Here is an 18,228-nt window from a genome sequence, read left to right as displayed (position 1 = left end):
ACATGGACCAGCGCACCATCCTCCGCCTGGCGGCCGAGGTCCCCGACCACGACGGCTTCCCGCTCGTCGACGACCTGCACGCCCGGTTCGACGCGCTCGCAGCGTCCCACCCGGACCAGGTCACGGTCACCCGGATCGGCACCAGCCGGCTCGGCGAACCACTGCACTCCTACCGGATCGGCACCGGGTCGCACGCCGCCGTCGTGGTCGGCGGCGTGCACCCGAACGAACCGATCGGTTCGTGGACGGCCCTGCACCTCGCCGAGACGGTGCTCACCGACGACGACGCCCGTGCGCTCGACGTCACCTGGCACATCGTCCCGACGATCGACCCGGACGGCATGCGGCTCAACGAGGCGTGGTTCCACGACCCGCACGACCGGGTGTTCTACTCGCGGCACTTCTACCGCCCGGCACCGGACAGCCAGGTGGAGTGGACGTTCCCGAACAGCCACAAGTCGGTGTACTTCGACCAGGTGCTGCCGGAGACGCTCGCGTTCATGCGGCTCATCGACGACACCGAGCCGGACCTGCTGGTGTCGCTGCACAACGGCGAGATGGGCGGGGTCTACTACTACCTGTCCGAGGACCTGCCCGACGTCGTCGACACCCTGCACGCGGTCCCCGCCGCGCTCGGGCTGCCGCTCGACACCGGGGAGCCCGAGTCGCCGTTCCTGCGCGAACTCGCCCCCGCGGTGTTCGCGATGGACGGGATCGAGACCGCGTACGACTACCTCGAAGGACTCGGGGTCGACCCGGGCGAGCACATCCACGGTGCGTCGAGTGCGGCGTGGGCGATGCGGCACGGAGCACTGTGCATGGTGGCCGAACTGCCGTACTGGAGCCACCCGGACGCCGACGACCAGACCCCGACCGACGAGTCGTACGCCGACCTGCTGCGGCGCTGCTCCGCCGAACTCGGTGCCTCGGGCGAGGAACTCCAGCAGCTGCTCGACGAGGCGTCGCCGATGCTGTCGATCGAGTCGCCGTTCCTCGAGGCGTCGCGCGCCTTCGTGCCGATGCTCGTCGGCACGGCGGACACCGACCGCCGCCGGGCCGACCGCGAGCCGGCCGACCGGCGGGCCACCGTCGCGGAGCGCTTCGGCTGCGAGGACCTGGTCCGCTGCTTCCGGCTGCGCTACGGCGGCATGCTGCTGCGGGCGTTCGAGGCGGAGACCACCGCCGGCACGGCGTCCGCCCCGCTCCGGCGCCTGCGCGACCGCCTGGCGGAGCGCTACGCGCACTGGCAGGCGGACGCCGTCACCGAGGCGGACCCGATCCCGGTGCGGAAACTGGTGGGGGTGCAGTACGGGGCGATCCTCGCCTGCGCGAGCCACGTCGCCGAAGGCGACGACGGAAGGCACAGTGCGGACCCGACCCGCGCCTCCCATCCGCCCCTGGTCACCACGAGCAGGTCGGGAGGCGCGTGATGCGTCCGACGCTCGCCGTCGGTCGCCGGCTCGGCGGCCTGGCCATCGTGTTCCTCGGGGTGACGTTGCTCATCTACGCGATGACGTTCGCGCTGCCCGGTGACCCGATCCGGGCGCTCGGCGGCGACCGGCCGCTCAGCGACGCGGTCGTCCGCACGCTCCGGGCCGAGTACCACCTGGACCAGCCGCTCTGGCTGCAGTACGTGCAGTACGTCGGCGGGCTGTTCCGCGGCGACTTCGGCACCGACTTCAACGGGCAGTCCGTCGGGGAGCAGATGGCCTCGCGGTGGCCCGTCACGATCACCCTGGCGCTCACCGCGTGGGCCCTCGAGATCGTCCTGGGCATCGGGCTCGGGGTGCTCTCCGCCCTGAAGCGCGGGACCGCCCTCGACAAGACGGTGCTGGTCGGCACCATCGTCGTCGGTGCGATCCCCGTGTTCGTCCTCGGCGTCGCCCTGCAGCTGGTGTTCTCGGTGCGGCTGCACTGGTTCCCGGTCGCCGGCGTCACCGCAGGCTGGCCGACGGCGTACATCCTGCCGGCGTTCGTCATCGCGCTGTTCGGGCTCGCCGCGGTGTCCCGGCTCACCCGCACCTCGATGATCGAGACCCTCGACGCCGACTACGTCCGGACCGCACGGGCCAAGGGGCTCGCGCCCGGTCGGATCGTCGGCGTGCACGTGATGCGGAACTCGCTCATCCCCACCGCCACCTACCTGGCGACCGACCTCGGGTACCTGATGGGCGGCACCGTGATCATCGAGGGCATCTTCAACCTGCCCGGCGTCGGCAACCTGCTGTTCCAGGGCATCCGGTCGCACGAGGGCGCCGTCGTCGTCGGCATCTCGACCGCGCTCATCCTGGTGTTCCTCGTCACGAGCGTGCTCGTCGACCTGCTGCACGCCGCCCTCGACCCCCGCGTCCGGACCGGAGCAGCCGCATGACCACCTCAGCGCTCAGCGCCACCGTCGAACCCGTCGTCGGCGGCCGACGACGACCCCTGCTGGCCGCGGCCCGCACCCCGGGCTTCTGGGTGCCCGCCTCGGTCCTGGTCGTCGTGCTGCTCATCGCGTCGTTCCCGCAGCTGTTCGCCGGACTGTTCGGCCACGGTGACCCCCGGGTGTGCGACCTCGGGCAGAGCGGCGCCTCGCCGACCAGCGGGCACCCGTTCGGCTTCGACCTGCAGGGCTGCGACGTGTACGCCAACGTCGTGTACGGCACCCGGTCGTCGATCGCCGTCGCGGTGCTCACCACCGTGCTCGCCGGCATGGTCGCCGTCGTCGTCGGGACGATCGCCGGCATGGTCGGCGGCTGGGTCGACGCCGTGCTCGCCCGCCTGACCGACGTGTTCCTCGGCTTCCCGTTCCTCCTCGGCGCCGTCGTGGTGCTCAACAGCGTGGGGGAGCGGTCCGTGCTGACGGTGTCGCTCGTGCTCGCGCTGTTCGGGTGGCCGACGATGGCCCGGCTCGTGCGGTCGAGCGTCCGCAGCGTGCGGAACGCCGAGTTCGTGCTCGCCGCCCGCACGATGGGGCTGTCCACCTGGCGGATCACCACCCGGTACGTGCTGCCGTCGTCGATCTCGCCGCTGCTCGTGCTCGCGACCATCACCGTCGGCGGCGTCATCGTGTCCGAGTCGTCGCTGACCTACCTCGGCATCGGGCTCGAGAGCCCGGCGATCTCGTGGGGGCTGCAGCTCTCCGCCGCGACGTCGCAGTTCCTCCGCGCCCCGCACATGCTCATCGCACCCGCGACGTTCCTCGCCGTCACGGTGCTCTCCGTCATCGCGCTCGGCGACACGCTGCGCGCCGCGCTCGACCCGCGTCGGCGCTGACCTCCACGGTGCACGCCGCGTCGCGGTGGGCACCGTCGCGGCCGACGCGCCAGACTCGAACCACCGCCCTTCGAAAGGACCACCGTGACCGACACCCTCTCCGCGTACCGGAAGACCCTGCCCTACATCCACGAGTGGGTGTCGTACAAGGTCTGGCAGCTGCGGGTGCCGGGCGTGCAGGTCGCCATCGGGTTCGGCGGCGAGGTGCTGTTCGACGAGGCCTGGGGCTACGCCGACGTCGAGGCCGGGCGCCGTCTGACCACCACCGACCTGTTCCGCATCGCCTCGCACTCGAAGACGTTCACCGCGACGGCACTGCTCCAGCTCGCCGAGCGCGGGTCGCTCCGGCTCGACGACACCGTCGGCACGTACATCCCGGCGCTGGTCGACGGCGGCTCCCCGCTCGCCGACGCCACGATCCGTGAGCTCATGGAGATGGGCGCCGGGGTCATCCGCGACGGCCACGACGGCGACTACTGGTCGCTCATGCGCCCGTTCCCCGACGAGCAGGAGCTGCTGGCGCTCGTGCTCGACCGCGGACAGAAGGTCCCCGCCGGGTCGTCGTTCAACTACTCGAACCTCGGCTACTCGCTGCTCGGGCTCGTCATCGCCGCGGTCTCCGGGCAGTCCTACAACGACTTCGTCCGCGAGTCGATCACCGAACCCCTGGGCCTGCGGAACACCGGCCCGGACTGGGACCCCACGCGCGCCGACGACTTCGTGGTCGGCTACACCGGGTTCCACACCGCGCGGCAGCGGCAGCGCATCGACCACGTGGACACCCACGCCATGGCCGCCGCCACCGGGTTCCACGGCACCGCCTCCGACCTGGTCAGGTACTTCTCGCAGCACGTCATCGGGGCCGGCAGCCTGCTCGACGACCACTCGAAGCGACTCGCGCAGCGCAAGGCCTGGAGCGCCACCGACGACCCGGCCGCCCGCGGCTACGGCGCCGGGTTCATCGTGGACCGCATCGGAGGGCGCGACGTCCGCGGCCACTCGGGCGGGTTCCCCGGGCACATCACGCAGTCGCTGTTCGACCCGGCATCCGGACTCGTCGTGTCCGTCATGACGAGCGCCGCCGCCGGGCCCGCCACCCTCATCGCCACCGCCGTCGTGCAGATGCTCGACGCCGCGGCGGACACGTCCGCGCCGGGCACCCCCGTGCCCGACGACGTCGACACCGCCGCGTACACCGGACGCTTCGCCAACCCGTGGGGCGTCAGCGACATCGCCCGCATCGGCGACCGGCTCGTCGAGGTCGACCCGTCCGGACCCGAACCGCTCGACACCCCGACCCGGCTCGAGGTCGTCGACGCGGACACGCTCCGGATGACGCACGGCAACCGCTTCGGCTCGGTCGACGAGGACATCACCTTCACGCGCGACGCCGACGGCGCCGTCCGGTCGATCCGCGCCGGCGGTGGCATGACCGAGGAACCGTGGACGATCCCGACCGAGTCGCCCGAGGTCGCGGCAGGGCTGGCACCGTGAGCGACGTCGACGGTCGGGGCGTCGGTGTCGGGCACGACGACGTCGTGCTCGAACCCGAGCGTCAGGCGTTCGTCGAGGAGTTCGCCCTCATGCTCAACGACGGTGCGGGCATGGCGCTCACCGACGCCCGCGTGCTCGGCTACCTCATGATGACCCGCGCGCCGCACTCGTCGTCCGCCGATCTCCAACGCGCCCTCGGCGCCAGCTCGGGTTCGGTCTCGATGGCGACGCGCCGGCTCGTCGACTCCGGGTTCGTGAAGCGGCAGATCGTCGCCGGCGAGCGCAGCCACTACTTCCGCGCCGAGGCCGACGTCTGGGGTTCCTGGCTCGCCGGCGAACGGAAGTACCTCGACCGGCAGCGCGACATCATCGGACACGGCCTGGCGGTGGTCGAGCACGCCGGCCGCACCGGGGCGGGCGACGTCGACGCCGAGGTCCGCGAGCGCCTGCTCAACGGCCGCGACTACATGCAGTGGTTGCAGGGCCACCACCACAAGATGCTCGAGGACTGGGAGGCGTTCAAGGCCGCCCGCGACCGCACCGACCGCTCGGAGACCCCATGACCGACGTCCTGACCGTCGACCACCTGTCCGTGACCTTCGACGTCGACGGCGCCGAGGTCCGCGCGGTCGACGACGCCTCGTTCACCGTCGGCCGCGGCGAGGTCGTCGCCGTCGTCGGGGAGTCCGGATCCGGCAAGAGCATGACCGCGATGACGGCGATGGGGATCGCGCCGGACGGCGCGCGCTCCTCCGGCAGCATCCGGCTCGGCGACCTCGAGGTGCTCGGCACCGACGAGCGCACCCTGCGCGGGGTCCGCGGCCGCAGCGTGTCGATGATCTTCCAGGACCCGTCGGCCGCGCTCAACCCGGTGTTCACGGTCGGGTTCCAGCTGGCCGAGGCCGTCCGCCGCGCCGACGCCTCGCACGACCGCGCCGCCGTCCGGCACCGTTCGCTCGAACTCCTGCGTGCCGTCGAGGTGCCGGAACCCGAACGCCGGCTCGGCCAGTACCCGCACGAGCTCTCCGGCGGACAGGCACAGCGGGTGATGATCGCGATGGCGCTCGCCGCCGACCCCGACCTGCTCATCGCCGACGAGCCGACGACCGCACTCGACGTCACGGTGCAGGCCGAGGTGCTCGACGTCCTGCGTGCGCTGCGCGAACGCACCGGCACCGCGATCCTCCTCATCACCCACGACATGGGCGTCGTCGCCGACATCGCCGACCGCGTGGTCGTCATGCGCCGCGGTCGCGTCGTCGAGACGGGCACCGTCGCCGCGGTCTTCGCCGCACCGTCCGCCGACTACACCCGTGACCTGCTCGCTGCGGTCCCACGCATGGGCACCGAGGTCGGCCGGGAGGCGCGGGTCGACCCCGTCACGGAGGCTCCATCGATCGTCCTCGACGTCCGGCACCTCGTGGTCGAGTACGGCGGTGCACTGCGCGGGCGGTTCCGCGCGGTCGACGACGTGTCGTTCACGGTCGGTCGCGGTGAGATCGTCGGACTCGTGGGCGAGTCCGGCAGCGGCAAGACCACCATCGGCCGCGCCGCCGTGGGGCTCGCACCGATCACGTCCGGTTCGGTCGTCGTCGAGGGCACCGACGTGGCAGTCGCCCGGCGAGCAGCGCGCCGGGAGATGCGGCGACACGTCGGCGTGGTCTTCCAGAACCCGCTCCGGTCGCTCAACCCGCGCTACACGGTCGGACAGACCGTCGCCGAGCCGCTCCGGCAGATCCTGCGCCTGCCGTCGGCCCAGATCGACGAACGGGTGGACCGGCTGCTCGCCGACGTCGGCCTGGACGGCGGGTACCGCGAGCGCTTCCCGCACGAGCTCTCCGGCGGACAACGGCAGCGCGTCGCGATCGCACGCGCCGTCGCACTCGACCCCGCACTGCTCATCGCCGACGAGCCGACGAGCGCCCTCGACGTCTCGGTGCAGGCCCGGGTGCTCGACGTCTTCCGTGAGCTGCAGGAACGCCTCGGCTTCGCGTGCCTGTTCGTCACCCACGACCTCGCCGTGGTCGACACGCTGTGCGACCGGGTCGTCGTGCTGCACGGCGGGAAGGTCGCCGAGCAGGGGAGTCGCGACGCCATCCTCCGGTCGCCGCAGGACCCCTACACGCGTCGACTCATCCAGGCCGCGCCGGTGCCGGACCCAGACGAGCAGGCAGTGCGCCGATCCGAGCGCCTGGCGGCACGGGCCGGCTGAGGGGCGCTCGCCGGCTCAGCGGCCCTGCGGTCTCGGCGTCGTTGCGGAGTCAGCGCACCTCGGCCGAGGCCCAGAGCGCGTTCACGCCCCGGCCCACCGGACGCAGGAGCGGGACCGCGACGAGCACCGTCGCCGCCAGGTAGGCCACGGTCTGCAGCAGCCCCGGGACGGAGAAAGCGATGCCGAGTGCCTCCTGCGGCAGCGCCGTGAGGAGGACCGTGTTCGACAGCAGCGCCGCGACGAACCACAGTGACGCCGCCACGGTGACGGTCCACCCGAACGCCCGCTGCGCGCCGTCCTCGTTCCGGACGGTCAGCACGCCGAACGCCACGAGTGCACCCTGCGCGACGACGACGAGCACCGCGGTGGCCCAGCCCGGCGCGGGCCACAGGAGCGCGAACGCCAGGACCGACACCGCGAACGCGAGCGCCCGACGGTCCCGAGCGCGCACCGCAGCGACGAGCACGACCGCACCCGCCAGCCCGGCGAGCACCGTGGCGACGAGGAGCAGTCCGTTCGGCAGGTCCCACGGCGCGAGCCAGATCGTCCCCACCAGTCCACGCGCCCCGAACACGATCGCTGCGACGACCGCCGCGGCCGAGACCACCCGAACCCCCGTGATGTTCTGCATGCCCGCACACTACGCGCAGCCCGCGCGGCGGGGAAAGCATGTTCTGTCCGGGCGGCTGACGGTCCTGGTTCGCGAACCGCGGGATTCGTGAACCAGAACCGTCAGAACCTCCGAGGGAGGTCGATCTCCGGTGCGCGGACCCGCTGCAGCGCGCGTCGCATGGAGGCGGTGGTGCTGAAGCCGAAGCGTGCAGCGACCTCGGCGGGACGGTCACCCCGGGTGAGTGCACTCCGGACGCCGAGGCTCCGGAACCACCGCCCGAGCTGGGCCGGCGTGCAGCCCGTGGTCTCGGTGCACCGACGCTCGAGGGTGCGCGGAGACATGCCGACGCCGTCGAGCAGGTCCGCAGTCGAGTGCCCGCCCGCCGGGTCGAAGAGCCGGTCGAGGACCCTCGCCAGGCTGTTGTCGCGCAGCAAGGGCGGTGGGTTGTCGTGGAGCACGGTCGTGACCACGAGTCGCGCGAGCGCATCCTGCTGCACGCCGTGCCACCGGCCGCCGTCGAGGTGACCGACGTGACGCAGCGCCAGCACGACGTCCGCCGACGGGAAGCCCGCGGGCTGGGTGGTGGCGATCGACGGGAGCGCGAGGACCTCGGCAGCGAGTGGCCCCAGCGTCGCCGATCCGACGACGACGCCGGTGTCGGCGAACAAGGCCTCGTGCGGGAAGTCGTACGAAGGAGCAGTTCGAGGCGGACCGTGCCGCTCGGGGTCGGAGCCGATCGACGTCGTCGGGTGCTGCTCGACCAGTGCGGCTCCACCAGCCTCGATGAACACGAGTGTGTCGTCGCGGTGGAGCCAGACCGGCCGGTGCCGGGTCGCGACCCAGGCGTGCGTACCGTCCGGATCGAGATCGAGCGTCCAGCGGTCGTCGTCGGATCGGATCTCCTCGCCGGGGCCGACCTCGAGGCCGACGGCGTCGATCAGTGCTCGGAGTGCGTCGCCCATCACCACGAGCATGTCCTGCGGGCCGTCCCGCGACGATCGGCCTCGGGAGATCTGTGGAGAGGGGGGATAACCCCACCCGGGGTGGGGAGGGGGCAGGATGGGGGAACGGCCCCGTGATCGCGAGGCTGGAGTCATGACCGACACCGACCGCCTCGACCAGGCGCGAACCGTCCCGCTGGACGACGTCACGCCCTCGCCCGACCAGGCCCAGACCGTCCCGCTGGGCGACTCCGTCCCACCTGGAGCCACCAAGCCGATGCCGCAGTACCCGCGACAGCACGACCAGCAGACGCCGCCGGCGTCGTGGGGAGCGACCCCGCCGAACGGATCGGCACCGGGTGGCGGCCGGGGCGGCAGTGCGGGCTCCGGCATGACCGCCGGCGCGTTCTACCGCGAGTCGTGGAAGCGCCTGCCGCGCGACTTCGGCTACATGGCCCTGACCGGGGTGCTGCTCTGCACGCTCTACTTCGCGTTCCCCGCGGCGATCTTCGGCGGCGGCTTCCGCGACCTGTTCAACCCGTTCGTGCTGCTGATGTTCTTCATCGCACTGTTCGTGGCGCGGTGGCTCGGACAGTTCGAGAAGCTCCGCATCGGATGGGCCGACCGGCGTCCGATCCGCCCGGTGGACTGGACGCCCCGCTGGCAGCAGAACTGGTGGACGCGGACCGGTTCCGCGGTCGCCAACCCGCACTACTGGCTCTACCTGCTGCACGCAGCGGTCGTGTACCCGCTCGTCGCGCTCTTCACCGTGGGCGCCGGCGTCCTGTTGCTCGCCGGGTTCCTCTGGCCCGTCGGACTCGCGGTGGTCGCGTTCGCGAACGGCTTGAGCGCGCAGTACTTCGGGTGGGACATGACCTCCGTCGTCGGGTTCGGGTTCCTCGGGTTGCTGTCGATGGCCGCCTCGGTCGTGCTGTTCCCGCTCTGGGCCCGTGGCTCGGTCATCGCGCACTACTGGGTGGACTTCGGTCTGCTCGGCGGGTTCCGTGCCGAGCAGCTCGAGCAGCGCGTCGCCGGACTCCAGGCCTCCCGGGCCGGTGCCGTGACCGCCGAGGGGCAGGCCCTGCGCCAGATCGAGCGCGACCTGCACGACGGCCCCCAGCAGCGCCTGGTGCGGCTCCGGATGGACCTGTCGGCAGCGGAACGCGCGTTCGAGAAGGACCCGCAGAAGGCGAAGCAACTGATCGGCGAGGCCTCCGAGCACGCGCAGGACGCCCTCGACGAACTGCGTGCGCTGTCCCGCGGGTTCGCCCCGCCGATCCTGCTCGACCGCGGGCTGGTGGCGGCCCTCGAGGCCCTCGTCGCCCGCACCCCGATCCCGGTCGGCCTCGACGTCCGCCTGCCCGAGGGTCTCGAGCTCGCGACGGAGATCCAGCGCAACGTGTACTTCACGGTGAGCGAGCTCCTGACGAACACCATGAAGCACGCCGGTGCCACGACCGCCGGGGTGTACCTCGGCCTCGTGGTCGACGCCTCCGGGCTCTGGTACCTGACCGTCAGCGTGACCGACGACGGCCGCGGCGGAGCACGACCGCAGCAGGGCCACGGCATCGAGGGCCTGATCGGCCGGATGCGCGCACTCGACGGCGACCTGGTCGTCGCGAGCCCCGAGGGCGGCCCGACCGAGGCCACGGCGCGGATCCCGCTCGGTGCCCTGAACGGCGTCCCCACGACGGCGAACCCGCGGTCGTGACCCCACGGGAGCGCCCGCGCTCCCACTAGGCTGGTCGGCATGACAGACGGCCCGGATGCAGCACGCATCCGGGCCGTCGTCGTCGACGACGCCGTCCTGCTGCGCGAGGGCCTGGCCCGCGTGCTCGACGAAGCCGGCATCGACGTCATCGGCCAGTACGCCGACGCCCGCGCGTTCCTCGCGACGCTGCCGGACGGCGCTCCCGACGTCGTCGTCATGGACGTCCGGATGCCGCCGACCTTCACCGACGAAGGCGTCCGCGCCGCCGTCGAGACCCGCCGGATCGCCCCGCGCACCGGGGTCCTGCTCCTCTCGCAGTACGTCGAGGCCACCTACGCCGAAGACGTCCTCGCCGCCGGTGCGACGGGTATCGGCTACCTGCTCAAGGACCGCGTCACCCGGCTCGAGGAGATCGACGACGCCGTTCGTCGGATCGCCGCCGGTGGAACCGTGCTCGACCCCGAGGTCGTCACGCAGTTGATGAGCCGACGGCGCGACCCCCTCGCCGCGCTCACCCCGCGCGAACGCGACGTGCTCGGCCTGATGGCCGAGGGGCGCACGAACGCAGCCATCGCCCGCGCCCTCGTCATCGGCACCGGCGCCGTCGAGAAGCACGTGTCGAGCATCTTCGGCAAGCTCGCGCTCGAGGACACCGGCGAGGACCACCGCCGCGTCCTCGCCGTGCTCGCCTACCTCGGATGAGCCGGTCCCGCGGATGAACCAGGCCCGCGGCACCGACCGGATCCCGGCTCCGCTGCTCGCCCTCACCGCGATGGTGTCCGTCCAGCTCGGTGCCGCGATCGCGAAGACCCACTTCGACGACGTCGGCGCGGTCGGGGCCGCGACGCTCCGGCTCGTCATCGGCGCGGTGGTGCTCGCGCTGGTCGTCCGTCCTCGCATCGGGCACTGGACCCGCGCGCAGTGGCTCGGCGCAGTCGGCCTCGGGCTGGCGCTCGGCGGGATGAACGTCTTCATCTACCTCGCCTTCGCGACCATCCCGATCGGGGTCGCGGTGACGATCGAGTTCCTCGGTCCGCTCGCCCTGTCCCTCGTGCACACCCGGCGGTGGCGGGACGCGCTCTGGGCCGCCCTGGCGCTCGCCGGCGTCGTGCTGCTCGGGGTCGGCCCGAGCGCCGTGACCGAGGTCGGCGGCGTGGTCTGGGCCGTGCTCGCGGCGGCGTGCTGGGCGGGCTACATCGTGATGAACCGGCACGTCGGCGCCGCGATCCCGGGTGTCGACGGCCTGGTGGTGTCGATGGTGGTCGCGATGCTCGTGTCGCTGCCGTTCGGGCTCCCGTCCGCGATCGACGGCGTGGCCCGCGAACCCGTGCTCCTGCTCGTCTTCGGCGCGGTCGCGGTGCTGTCGAGCGTGCTGCCCTACGCCCTCGAGATGCTGGCGCTGCGGCGGATGCCGACGCGGGTGTTCGGCGTGCTGCAGAGTCTCGGCCCGGCGATCGCCGCGCTGGCCGGCCTCGTGGTGCTCAGCGAGGGGCTGTCCGTGCTGGAGACGGTGGCGCTGGTGTGCGTGACCGCTGCCAGCGTCGGCGTCACGCTGTCCGCGCGCCGCCGACGCCGCTGAACGACCGTCTACTCGTCGCCGAGGAAGTCGGCGTACGTGGGTTCCGTGTGCTCGCCCGACAGCAGGGCCGGATCGTTGACCCGGGCCTCGACGTAGGCGCTGATGACCTCGGGCGGGGTGAGCACGTGGGCGACCCAGGACGGCACCGCTGTGTTCTTCATGGTGCCTCCTCGTCCCGGAGCGGCACTCGAACGAATGCCTCGATCAGTGAGTTACTTGCCGAACCGGTGTTCGCTAAACCATCCTCGGGGTGCGAGCAGAAGTCAACGCGCTGCGTTCTGCGGACTCCGCATCGCGCGTTCCGCCTGGTCGGCGCGCAGGGTGCGGTGCTTCACGGCGGACCGCCACACCCACGCGTCCGCCTGCTGTCCGAACTGGGCCCACTCGACCATGACGGCATCGCGGGTCCAGCTCTTCGCGAAGGCCTTCACCCGGACGTGGAATGTCGGGAACTGGATCCACGCCCAGACCGGCACGGGGGTGACGGCGTGGCAGACGTCGGGCCCGCGGGCGTCCTCTGAGAGCGAGTAGGCGCGCGGACGTTCGACCTCCGGGTGTTCCGGGGGCTGCCACCGGTTCTCGCGACGCCGTCCCACGACGGTATTCGAACGTGTGTTCGAACGAGAGTCAAGTCCGCCGCGTGCCGTGGACCTCGGCGGGACACCTGCTGGGCGTGTCGGATGGTGTCGACGGCGGGTCAGGGCTGCGCGCGCGCCGTCGATTCCCGCACGCTCAAGGTCAGTGGTGGTCCGGGCCGTGACGCCAGCGGTGCAGTGGCGTCGATCTGCGCGCGCAAGAGTGTCGCCGCGCGCTGCCCGAGCTCCACGGTGTCGCGGGTCAGCGAGGTGATGGACGGCCGGACGAGCTGGATCATCGCCGAGTCGTCGAAGGACACGATCGAGACGTCGTTCGGCACGGCGACGCCCATCTCGCTCGCGACCCCGAGCCCGGCGACCGCCAGGACGTCGTTGTCGTACACGATCGCCGTCGGCCGACTGCTGCGGGACAGCAGGGTCCGGGTCGCACTCGCGCCGGCCTCGGCCGAGTAGTCGGTCGGGATCGACACGGCGTCCGTGAGCCCCTCGGTCGCCGCGAAGGCCCGGACGCGGCCGATCCGCATGGCGGTGTGCTCGAACTCGGGGCGCCCGGCGACGTGCGCGATCCGCCGGTGCCCGAGCGCGTGCAGGTACCGCAGGACCGTGTCGGTCGCGTCGCCGTCGTCGATCCACACGCTCGGTGCGGAGCCCTCGGGTGAGGGGTGGGAGCCGACGACGACCGTGGGCATGCCGAGTTCGGCGAGCAGGGTGAGCCGGTCGTCGTCGCGCCGCGGGTCGATGACGACGACGCCGTCGACCCGGTGCCCGCGCCACCAGGCCCGGTAGGTCTCGAGTTCCTCGGCCGCGTCGCGTGCCACGAGCAGGTTCATCCCGACGTGGGTGCCGGCGAGCCCGAGCTGGATGCCGGAGATCAGGTCGCCGAAGAACGACTCGGTGCCGAGCGTGCGGGCCGGCCGGTTCAGCACGAAGCCGATCGAGCCGGCCTTCGCGCCGCCCAGGGCGCGTGCTGCGGTGTGCGGTTGCCAGTCGAGTTCGCGAGCGATCGCGCGGACGCGTTCGCGGGTCTCGTCGGACACGCCGGGGCGGTCGTTGAGGGCGAACGACACAGCGCTGACGGACACGCCGGCGCGTGCGGCGATGTCGGAGATCGTCGTTCGACGGTTCGTGGCCACGGGCTTGACTATAGCGTTTTAGTCCTTCATAGTCACTGCCACAAGCGGGTTCAGGGACAGGAACTGAACCGGTTCAGCACGATGACCACGCAGGATGACGAGGGAGTCAGACGCCATGAGGACCACCACACGTGCGACGAGGAGCCGCGCCGCAGCGCTGCTCGCAGGAGCTGCCGCCACGGCACTCGTCCTGACCGGCTGCTCGAGCGGCGGCAACGCGGCCGACACCGGCAGCGGGGAGATCAGCGGGTCGATCACGCTGCAGACGTGGGCGCTCACGCCGACGTACACGGGCTACCTGAACGGGGTGATCGCCGACTTCGAGAAGGCCCACCCCGACGCGAAGGTCAAGCTGCAGGACCAGCCAGGCGACGGCTACGCCGACAAGGTGCTCAGCCAGGCGTCGTCGAACTCGCTGCCCGACGTCATCAACCTGCCGCCGGACATCGCCCTGCCGCTCGCGAAGCGCGGGTTCCTGCAGGACGTCGCGAAGGACGACACCAAGCTTGCGAGCACGTACGTCGCCGGCGCGCTCGATTCCTACAAGTACAAGGGCGTCGACGGCACGTTCGGCTACCCCTGGTACCTCAACACCGATGTCGACTACTGGAACGCGACGATGTTCGCGAAGTGCGGCCTCGACGCGAAGAACCCGCCGAAGACCACCGACGAGCTGTTCACGCAGGCGAAGACCATGCACGAGAACTGCCCGACCGACTACCTGATGAGCCGGAAGCCCGGCCTCGGCGACTTCACCCTGGCCGGCGTGAAGGTCCTCAACGCGGACGGCACGAAGTTCACCTTCGCCGACTCGTCGAAGGCCGCCGACCTGATCGAGCGCTATAAGGACGCGTACCAGGACGGCTACATGCCCTCGAACGTGCTGAACAGCGACTACCTCGGCAACTCGACGCTGTTCACGCAGCAGAAGGTCGCCTGGACCACGGGCGGCGCGACCTCGCTCGCCGACTTCGAGAAGAACAACCCGTCGCTCAAGGGCAAGGTCACCGTCAGCCCGGCCCTCGACACCCCGCCGCTCTACGTGCAGGGCCTGTCGGTGTCGGCCAAGTCGAAGCACCTCGCCACCGCCGAGGCGTTCGCGGAGTTCATGACGAACGCGGAGAACCAAGAGGCGTTCGCGCACAAGGTCAACATCTTCCCGTCGACCACGTCGTCGCAGTCCGACCCGTACTTCTCGAAGGACGACGGCACCGTCAACGGTGAGGCCCGTGTCCTGGCGAACGAGGCCCTGAAGACCGCGAAGGTCCTCAACCCGGTCGAGGCGAACTCCGCGATGACGGACTTCCTCGACCAGCAGATCGCCCTCGCCATGAAGGGCCAGGTGGCGCCGGAGAAGGCGCTGCAGACCGCCCAGACCAAGATGAACAGCCTGCTGGCCAACGGCTGATGCGCGCCAACCGCTGGTTCACGCCCTGGCTGCTCGTCCTGCCGGCCCTCGTCTGGCTCGTCGCGTTCAGCCTCTGGCCGTCGATCAACACCGTCCGGCTGTCGTTCACGAACGCCAGCCCGCTGGGGGGCGTGAGCCAGTGGGTCGGGCTCAAGAACTTCGAGACCCTGCTCGCCGATCCGCAGGTGTGGGAGGCGCTGCTCAACAGCGTCATCTACATGGCGATCTGCCTGCCCCTGCTGACCGTGCTGCCGCTGCTCATCGCGGTGCTCGTCCAGCAGAAACTCCCGGGGATCGCGTTCTTCCGCACGGCGTTCTACACGCCGGTCATCGCGTCGGCCGTGGTCGTCGGGCTCATCTGGACCTGGATCCTCGACGACCGCGGCGTCATCAACGAGATGGCGCAGGCGCTCGGCGTCGTGCAGGGCAGCGTCCCGTTCCTGACCGACCGGTGGCTGCTGCTCCTCAGCGCGATCAGCCTGACGGTCTGGAAGGGCCTCGGCTACTACATGATCATCTTCCTCGCGGCCCTCGGGAACGTCGGCAAGGACCTGCACGAAGCGGCCGCCCTCGACGGCGCCGGATCGGTGCGCCGGTTCTGGTCGGTCACCATGCCGGGGGTCCGCGGCACCATGACGCTCGTCGGGATCCTGGTGTGCGTCTCCGCGCTCCGGGTGTTCAGCGAGCTCTACATCCTCACCAACGGCACCGGTGGACCCGGCGGGCAGGACAACTCGCTCGTCATGCTCATCCAGCAGTACGCCCGCGGCTTCACCGGCAACCTCGGCTACGCGTCCGCCCTGAGCCTCCTGCTCTTCGTCGTGACGCTGATCCCGATGCTCGCCCTCGCGCGGATGAACAGCAAGGCGGACAAGTGACGAACACGACGACCACCGAACCCGCCCTGGGCGGGGCGCGCGGCGCAGCCAGCCCGACGCCGGACGTGACGGGCGCGACGGACGCGGGACGGGCCTCCCGGCCGAACGGACGAGACGGACGCAAGCGCCGTCGCGCGGTCTGGGGTGTCATGTCCACCCGCGAGAAGGTCGTGCGCTACGTCCTGCTCATCGTGGTGCTCTTCATCACGATCGGCCCGTTCCTGTGGCAGCTGTCCACCTCGCTCAAGGGCGCCGGCGAGGACATCTACACCGCGAACCCGTCGTTCATCCCGACCGAGCCGACCATCGAGAACTACCTCAAGGTGGCCGCCGCGATCCCGGTCTGGCGCTACATCGGGAACTCGCTGCTCGTCGCCGCGATCGACGTGTTCGGCAACATCGTCTTCGCGACCCTCGCCGGCTTCGCCCTCGCGCGGCTGCAGTGGCGCCACCGCAAGCTCGTGCTCGGACTGTTCCTCGCCACCCTCGTCCTGCCCGGCGAGGCGACGATCATCTCGCAGTTCGTCACCGTCAAGGACCTCGGCCTGGCCGACAACCTGGTCGGCGTCGCCCTGCCCGGCATGATCGCCGCACTCAACGTGCTGCTCATGTTCAACGCGTTCCGGCAGATCCCCGAGGAGATCGACCAGGCCGCGGTGATGGACGGTGCGAACGCGATGCAGCGGCTGCGGTACATCTCGCTGCCCGCCGTGCAGGGGACGATCGCCGTCATCGCGATCTTCTCGTTCATCGGGGCGTGGGACGACTTCCTGTGGCCGCTCATCGTGCTGCAGTCGCCGGAGAACCTCACCCTGACCGTCGGGTTGCAGTACCTGCAGGGCACGTTCGCGACCGACCAGCGCATGATCGCCGCCGGCACCATGATCGCGTTCATCCCGATCGCCGTGATCTTCGCCGTCCTGCAACGCTTCTTCTTCAAGGGCGTCGAAGAGGGCGGTGTGAAGGGCTGATGCGCTTCGGGGTCAACTACACGCCCTCGGTCGGCTGGTTCCACTCGTGGCTCGACTTCTCACCGTCGGACACCGCCAGGGACCTCGAGGCGATCGCCTCGCTCGGCGCCGACCACGTGCGGATCTTCCCGCTCTGGCCGGTGGTCCAGCCCAACCGCACCCTCATCCGGGCGTCGGCACTGCAGGACGTCGCGACGGTCGTGGACATCGCCGGCTCGTTCGGACTCGACGTCAACGTCGACGCCCTGCAGGGGCACCTGTCGAGCTTCGACTTCGTGCCCTCGTGGCTGGACAGCTGGCACCGTCGGAACATGTTCACCGACCCGGACGTCGTCGCGTCGACCGCGGCGTACGTCCGGGCGCTCGCCGCAGCGGTCGCGGACAAGCCGAACCTGCTCGGCATCACCATCGGCAACGAGGTGAACCAGTTCGCGCACGCGCCGCACCCCGCCCCGCACGACATCACGGCGGAGCAGGGGCACGCGTGGGCCGCAGCGATGGTCGCGGCGGCACGGTCCGGGCTCGCGTCCGGTCCGTCCGGTCCGTCCGGTTCGGCAGGTTCGTCCGGTTCGTCCGGTTCGTCCGGCCTGGAGGCCCGGGTCGACCCGTCCGCGTCGGCCCCGTCCGGCAGCGGGTCGCGTCCACGGCCGCTGGTCACCGTCGCGCAGTACGACGCGGCCTGGTACGACGACGCGCAGCCGTTCGGACCGGAGCACGCGGCGGACCACGGTGACGCCACCGTCACGCACTCGTGGGTGTTCAACGGCTCGGCGGCCCTGCACGGCGCACTCGGACCGGGATCGGTGCGGCACGGGGAGTACCTGCTCCAGCTCGCCGCCGCGTGGAACCGCGACCCCGCACGGCCGAACTGGCTGCAGGAAGTCGGGGCGCCCACCAACGTCGTCGCCCCGGAGGACGCCGCCTCGTTCACCGAGCAGACCATCCGGCACGTGCTCGGGGCGCAGCAGGTGCTCGGTGTCACGTGGTGGTGCTCGCACGACGTCGCCAGGTCGCTCGCCGACTTCCCGGAGCTCGAGTACGACCTCGGGCTCTTCACCAACGACGGCCGGATCAAGCCCGCGGGCGAGGCCTTCGCCGCTGTCGCACGGTCCGGTGCTACCGGCACCGCTGCTGCGCCTCCGGCCACGGCGCTCGTGCTCGACGACGTGCTGCCCGACGGCTCGGACCGACACGGGATGCGTGCCGACTGTGCCCCCGGCGGACGGTTCGCCGCCGCCTGGCTCGCGGTCGCGTCGGCGGAACCGGACGGTCGCGGCCCGCAGGTCGTCCTGCGGTCCCGGCTCGGCGACACCGGGATGCTCGCCGCCCGTGGCATCGACCGGTGCGTCGACGTGCCCGCCGAGCTCGACTCCACCTCCATCCGCGTCGCGCACCCCGCGACCACGCGCTGACCCTCGACCACGCACTGACCCG

18 protein-coding genes are annotated in these 18,228 nt (G+C 71.3%); 13 read left to right on the top strand and 5 right to left on the bottom strand.

Translation table 11 applies throughout. The annotated features are described in order from the left end of the window. Nucleotides 1-2: 2 nt before the first annotated feature. The 6 genes from M4960_RS14635 to M4960_RS14610 all read left to right on the top strand — a co-directional run bounded on the left by M4960_RS14635 (nucleotide 3) and on the right by M4960_RS14610 (nucleotide 6,964). Nucleotides 3-1,430 carry a M14 family zinc carboxypeptidase gene (locus tag M4960_RS14635; RefSeq protein ID WP_248704622.1) on the top strand — a complete coding sequence of 476 codons (1,428 nt, stop codon included), beginning with the start codon at nucleotides 3-5 and terminating at the stop codon, nucleotides 1,428-1,430. Beyond that, nucleotides 1,430-2,371, top strand: coding sequence for an ABC transporter permease (locus M4960_RS14630; protein WP_248704621.1), 942 nt, complete (start codon nucleotides 1,430-1,432; stop codon nucleotides 2,369-2,371). The genes M4960_RS14635 and M4960_RS14630 overlap by 1 nt, the downstream gene beginning before the upstream one ends. Next, entirely contained in the window at nucleotides 2,368-3,258 is an 891-nt protein-coding gene (locus M4960_RS14625) for an ABC transporter permease (protein WP_248704620.1), read from the top strand. Before M4960_RS14630 ends, M4960_RS14625 begins: the two co-directional genes overlap by 4 nt. An 84-nt stretch (nucleotides 3,259-3,342) precedes the next feature. After that, nucleotides 3,343-4,752 (top strand): serine hydrolase, encoded by a 1,410-nt coding sequence (locus M4960_RS14620; protein ID WP_248704619.1) that lies wholly within the window; start codon nucleotides 3,343-3,345, stop codon nucleotides 4,750-4,752. After that, nucleotides 4,749-5,315, top strand: a complete 567-nt coding sequence (locus tag M4960_RS14615; protein WP_131845425.1) for a GbsR/MarR family transcriptional regulator — start codon at nucleotides 4,749-4,751, stop codon at nucleotides 5,313-5,315. The genes M4960_RS14620 and M4960_RS14615 overlap by 4 nt, the downstream gene beginning before the upstream one ends. Further along, entirely contained in the window at nucleotides 5,312-6,964 is a 1,653-nt protein-coding gene (locus tag M4960_RS14610; RefSeq protein WP_248704618.1) for an ABC transporter ATP-binding protein, read from the top strand. Before M4960_RS14615 ends, M4960_RS14610 begins: the two co-directional genes overlap by 4 nt. 49 nt (nucleotides 6,965-7,013) lie before the next feature. Here M4960_RS14610 and M4960_RS14605 read toward each other — a convergent pair whose 3' ends face one another. After that, nucleotides 7,014-7,595 carry a hypothetical protein gene (locus tag M4960_RS14605; protein ID WP_248704617.1) on the bottom strand — a complete coding sequence of 194 codons (582 nt, stop codon included), beginning with the start codon at nucleotides 7,593-7,595 and terminating at the stop codon, nucleotides 7,014-7,016. Nucleotides 7,596-7,696: 101 nt separating this feature from the next. Then, a complete protein-coding gene (locus tag M4960_RS14600) occupies nucleotides 7,697-8,539 on the bottom strand; it encodes a helix-turn-helix domain-containing protein (RefSeq protein WP_248704616.1) in 843 nt (280 codons plus the stop codon). A 133-nt stretch (nucleotides 8,540-8,672) separates the two neighbouring features. Here M4960_RS14600 and M4960_RS14595 point away from each other — a divergent pair, with 133 nt between their 5' ends. From M4960_RS14595 to M4960_RS14585, 3 genes are read left to right on the top strand one after another with little or no spacing between them, the layout of a single operon-like run. Continuing rightward, nucleotides 8,673-10,229, top strand: a complete 1,557-nt coding sequence (locus M4960_RS14595) for a sensor histidine kinase (RefSeq protein ID WP_123293985.1) — start codon at nucleotides 8,673-8,675, stop codon at nucleotides 10,227-10,229. Nucleotides 10,230-10,268: 39 nt separating this feature from the next. Beyond that, nucleotides 10,269-10,931: a response regulator transcription factor gene (locus M4960_RS14590; protein WP_111084503.1), complete on the top strand. Its 663-nt coding sequence runs from the start codon at nucleotides 10,269-10,271 to the stop codon at nucleotides 10,929-10,931. 13 nt (nucleotides 10,932-10,944) lie between these two features. Next, on the top strand, nucleotides 10,945-11,808 hold the full coding sequence (locus M4960_RS14585) for a DMT family transporter (protein ID WP_248704615.1): 864 nt from the start codon (nucleotides 10,945-10,947) through the stop codon (nucleotides 11,806-11,808). 8 nt (nucleotides 11,809-11,816) lie between these two features. On the opposite strand, the gene M4960_RS14580 is transcribed toward M4960_RS14585, so the two are convergent. The 3 genes from M4960_RS14580 to M4960_RS14570 form a co-directional block, all read right to left on the bottom strand. Then, nucleotides 11,817-11,969: a hypothetical protein gene (locus M4960_RS14580; RefSeq protein WP_159572741.1), complete on the bottom strand. Its 153-nt coding sequence runs from the start codon at nucleotides 11,967-11,969 to the stop codon at nucleotides 11,817-11,819. Between the two features lie 102 nt (nucleotides 11,970-12,071). Next, nucleotides 12,072-12,404 (bottom strand): hypothetical protein, encoded by a 333-nt coding sequence (locus tag M4960_RS14575; protein WP_123293983.1) that lies wholly within the window; start codon nucleotides 12,402-12,404, stop codon nucleotides 12,072-12,074. A gap of 101 nt (nucleotides 12,405-12,505) precedes the next feature. After that, nucleotides 12,506-13,537 carry a LacI family DNA-binding transcriptional regulator gene (locus tag M4960_RS14570; protein ID WP_248704614.1) on the bottom strand — a complete coding sequence of 344 codons (1,032 nt, stop codon included), beginning with the start codon at nucleotides 13,535-13,537 and terminating at the stop codon, nucleotides 12,506-12,508. A gap of 115 nt (nucleotides 13,538-13,652) precedes the next feature. On the opposite strand from M4960_RS14570, the gene M4960_RS14565 reads away from it, so the two are divergent. The 4 genes from M4960_RS14565 to M4960_RS14550 are packed head-to-tail and all read left to right on the top strand — an operon-like array spanning nucleotide 13,653 to nucleotide 18,206. Beyond that, nucleotides 13,653-14,945 carry an ABC transporter substrate-binding protein gene (locus tag M4960_RS14565; RefSeq protein WP_248704613.1) on the top strand — a complete coding sequence of 431 codons (1,293 nt, stop codon included), beginning with the start codon at nucleotides 13,653-13,655 and terminating at the stop codon, nucleotides 14,943-14,945. Further along, nucleotides 14,945-15,823, top strand: coding sequence for a carbohydrate ABC transporter permease (locus tag M4960_RS14560; protein ID WP_111084508.1), 879 nt, complete (start codon nucleotides 14,945-14,947; stop codon nucleotides 15,821-15,823). The genes M4960_RS14565 and M4960_RS14560 overlap by 1 nt, the downstream gene beginning before the upstream one ends. Beyond that, entirely contained in the window at nucleotides 15,820-16,794 is a 975-nt protein-coding gene (locus M4960_RS14555) for a carbohydrate ABC transporter permease (protein ID WP_207896044.1), read from the top strand. Before M4960_RS14560 ends, M4960_RS14555 begins: the two co-directional genes overlap by 4 nt. Continuing rightward, the gene (locus M4960_RS14550; RefSeq protein WP_248704612.1) at nucleotides 16,794-18,206 is read left to right on the top strand and encodes a cellulase family glycosylhydrolase; all 1,413 of its coding nucleotides are present in this window, start codon (nucleotides 16,794-16,796) and stop codon (nucleotides 18,204-18,206) included. The genes M4960_RS14555 and M4960_RS14550 overlap by 1 nt, the downstream gene beginning before the upstream one ends. The last annotated feature ends 22 nt before the right edge of the window (nucleotides 18,207-18,228 follow it).

Source organism: Curtobacterium sp. MWU13-2055, from assembly GCF_023242305.1.
Taxonomy (GTDB): Bacteria; Actinomycetota; Actinomycetes; order Actinomycetales; family Microbacteriaceae; genus Curtobacterium.
The sequence above is the reverse complement of the archived record's forward strand: the minus strand, read 5'-3'. Positions and strand labels throughout refer to the sequence as shown.

Bases quoted from the DNA above. Each gene is read 5' to 3' on its own strand.
- M4960_RS14560 (WP_111084508.1), top strand. From the start codon at position 14,945: ATGCGCGCCAACCGCTGGTTCACGCCCTGGCTGCTCGTCCTGCCGGCC.
- M4960_RS14600 (WP_248704616.1), bottom strand. From the start codon at position 8,539: ATGGGCGACGCACTCCGAGCACTGATCGACGCCGTCGGCCTCGAGGTC.
- M4960_RS14595 (WP_123293985.1), top strand. From the start codon at position 8,673: ATGACCGACACCGACCGCCTCGACCAGGCGCGAACCGTCCCGCTGGAC.
- M4960_RS14625 (WP_248704620.1), top strand. From the start codon at position 2,368: ATGACCACCTCAGCGCTCAGCGCCACCGTCGAACCCGTCGTCGGCGGC.
- M4960_RS14590 (WP_111084503.1), top strand. From the start codon at position 10,269: ATGACAGACGGCCCGGATGCAGCACGCATCCGGGCCGTCGTCGTCGAC.
- M4960_RS14605 (WP_248704617.1), bottom strand. From the start codon at position 7,595: ATGCAGAACATCACGGGGGTTCGGGTGGTCTCGGCCGCGGCGGTCGTC.
- M4960_RS14585 (WP_248704615.1), top strand. From the start codon at position 10,945: ATGAACCAGGCCCGCGGCACCGACCGGATCCCGGCTCCGCTGCTCGCC.
- M4960_RS14630 (WP_248704621.1), top strand. From the start codon at position 1,430: ATGCGTCCGACGCTCGCCGTCGGTCGCCGGCTCGGCGGCCTGGCCATC.
- M4960_RS14610 (WP_248704618.1), top strand. From the start codon at position 5,312: ATGACCGACGTCCTGACCGTCGACCACCTGTCCGTGACCTTCGACGTC.
- M4960_RS14580 (WP_159572741.1), bottom strand. From the start codon at position 11,969: ATGAAGAACACAGCGGTGCCGTCCTGGGTCGCCCACGTGCTCACCCCG.
- M4960_RS14635 (WP_248704622.1), top strand. From the start codon at position 3: ATGGACCAGCGCACCATCCTCCGCCTGGCGGCCGAGGTCCCCGACCAC.
- M4960_RS14550 (WP_248704612.1), top strand. From the start codon at position 16,794: ATGCGCTTCGGGGTCAACTACACGCCCTCGGTCGGCTGGTTCCACTCG.
- M4960_RS14565 (WP_248704613.1), top strand. From the start codon at position 13,653: ATGAGGACCACCACACGTGCGACGAGGAGCCGCGCCGCAGCGCTGCTC.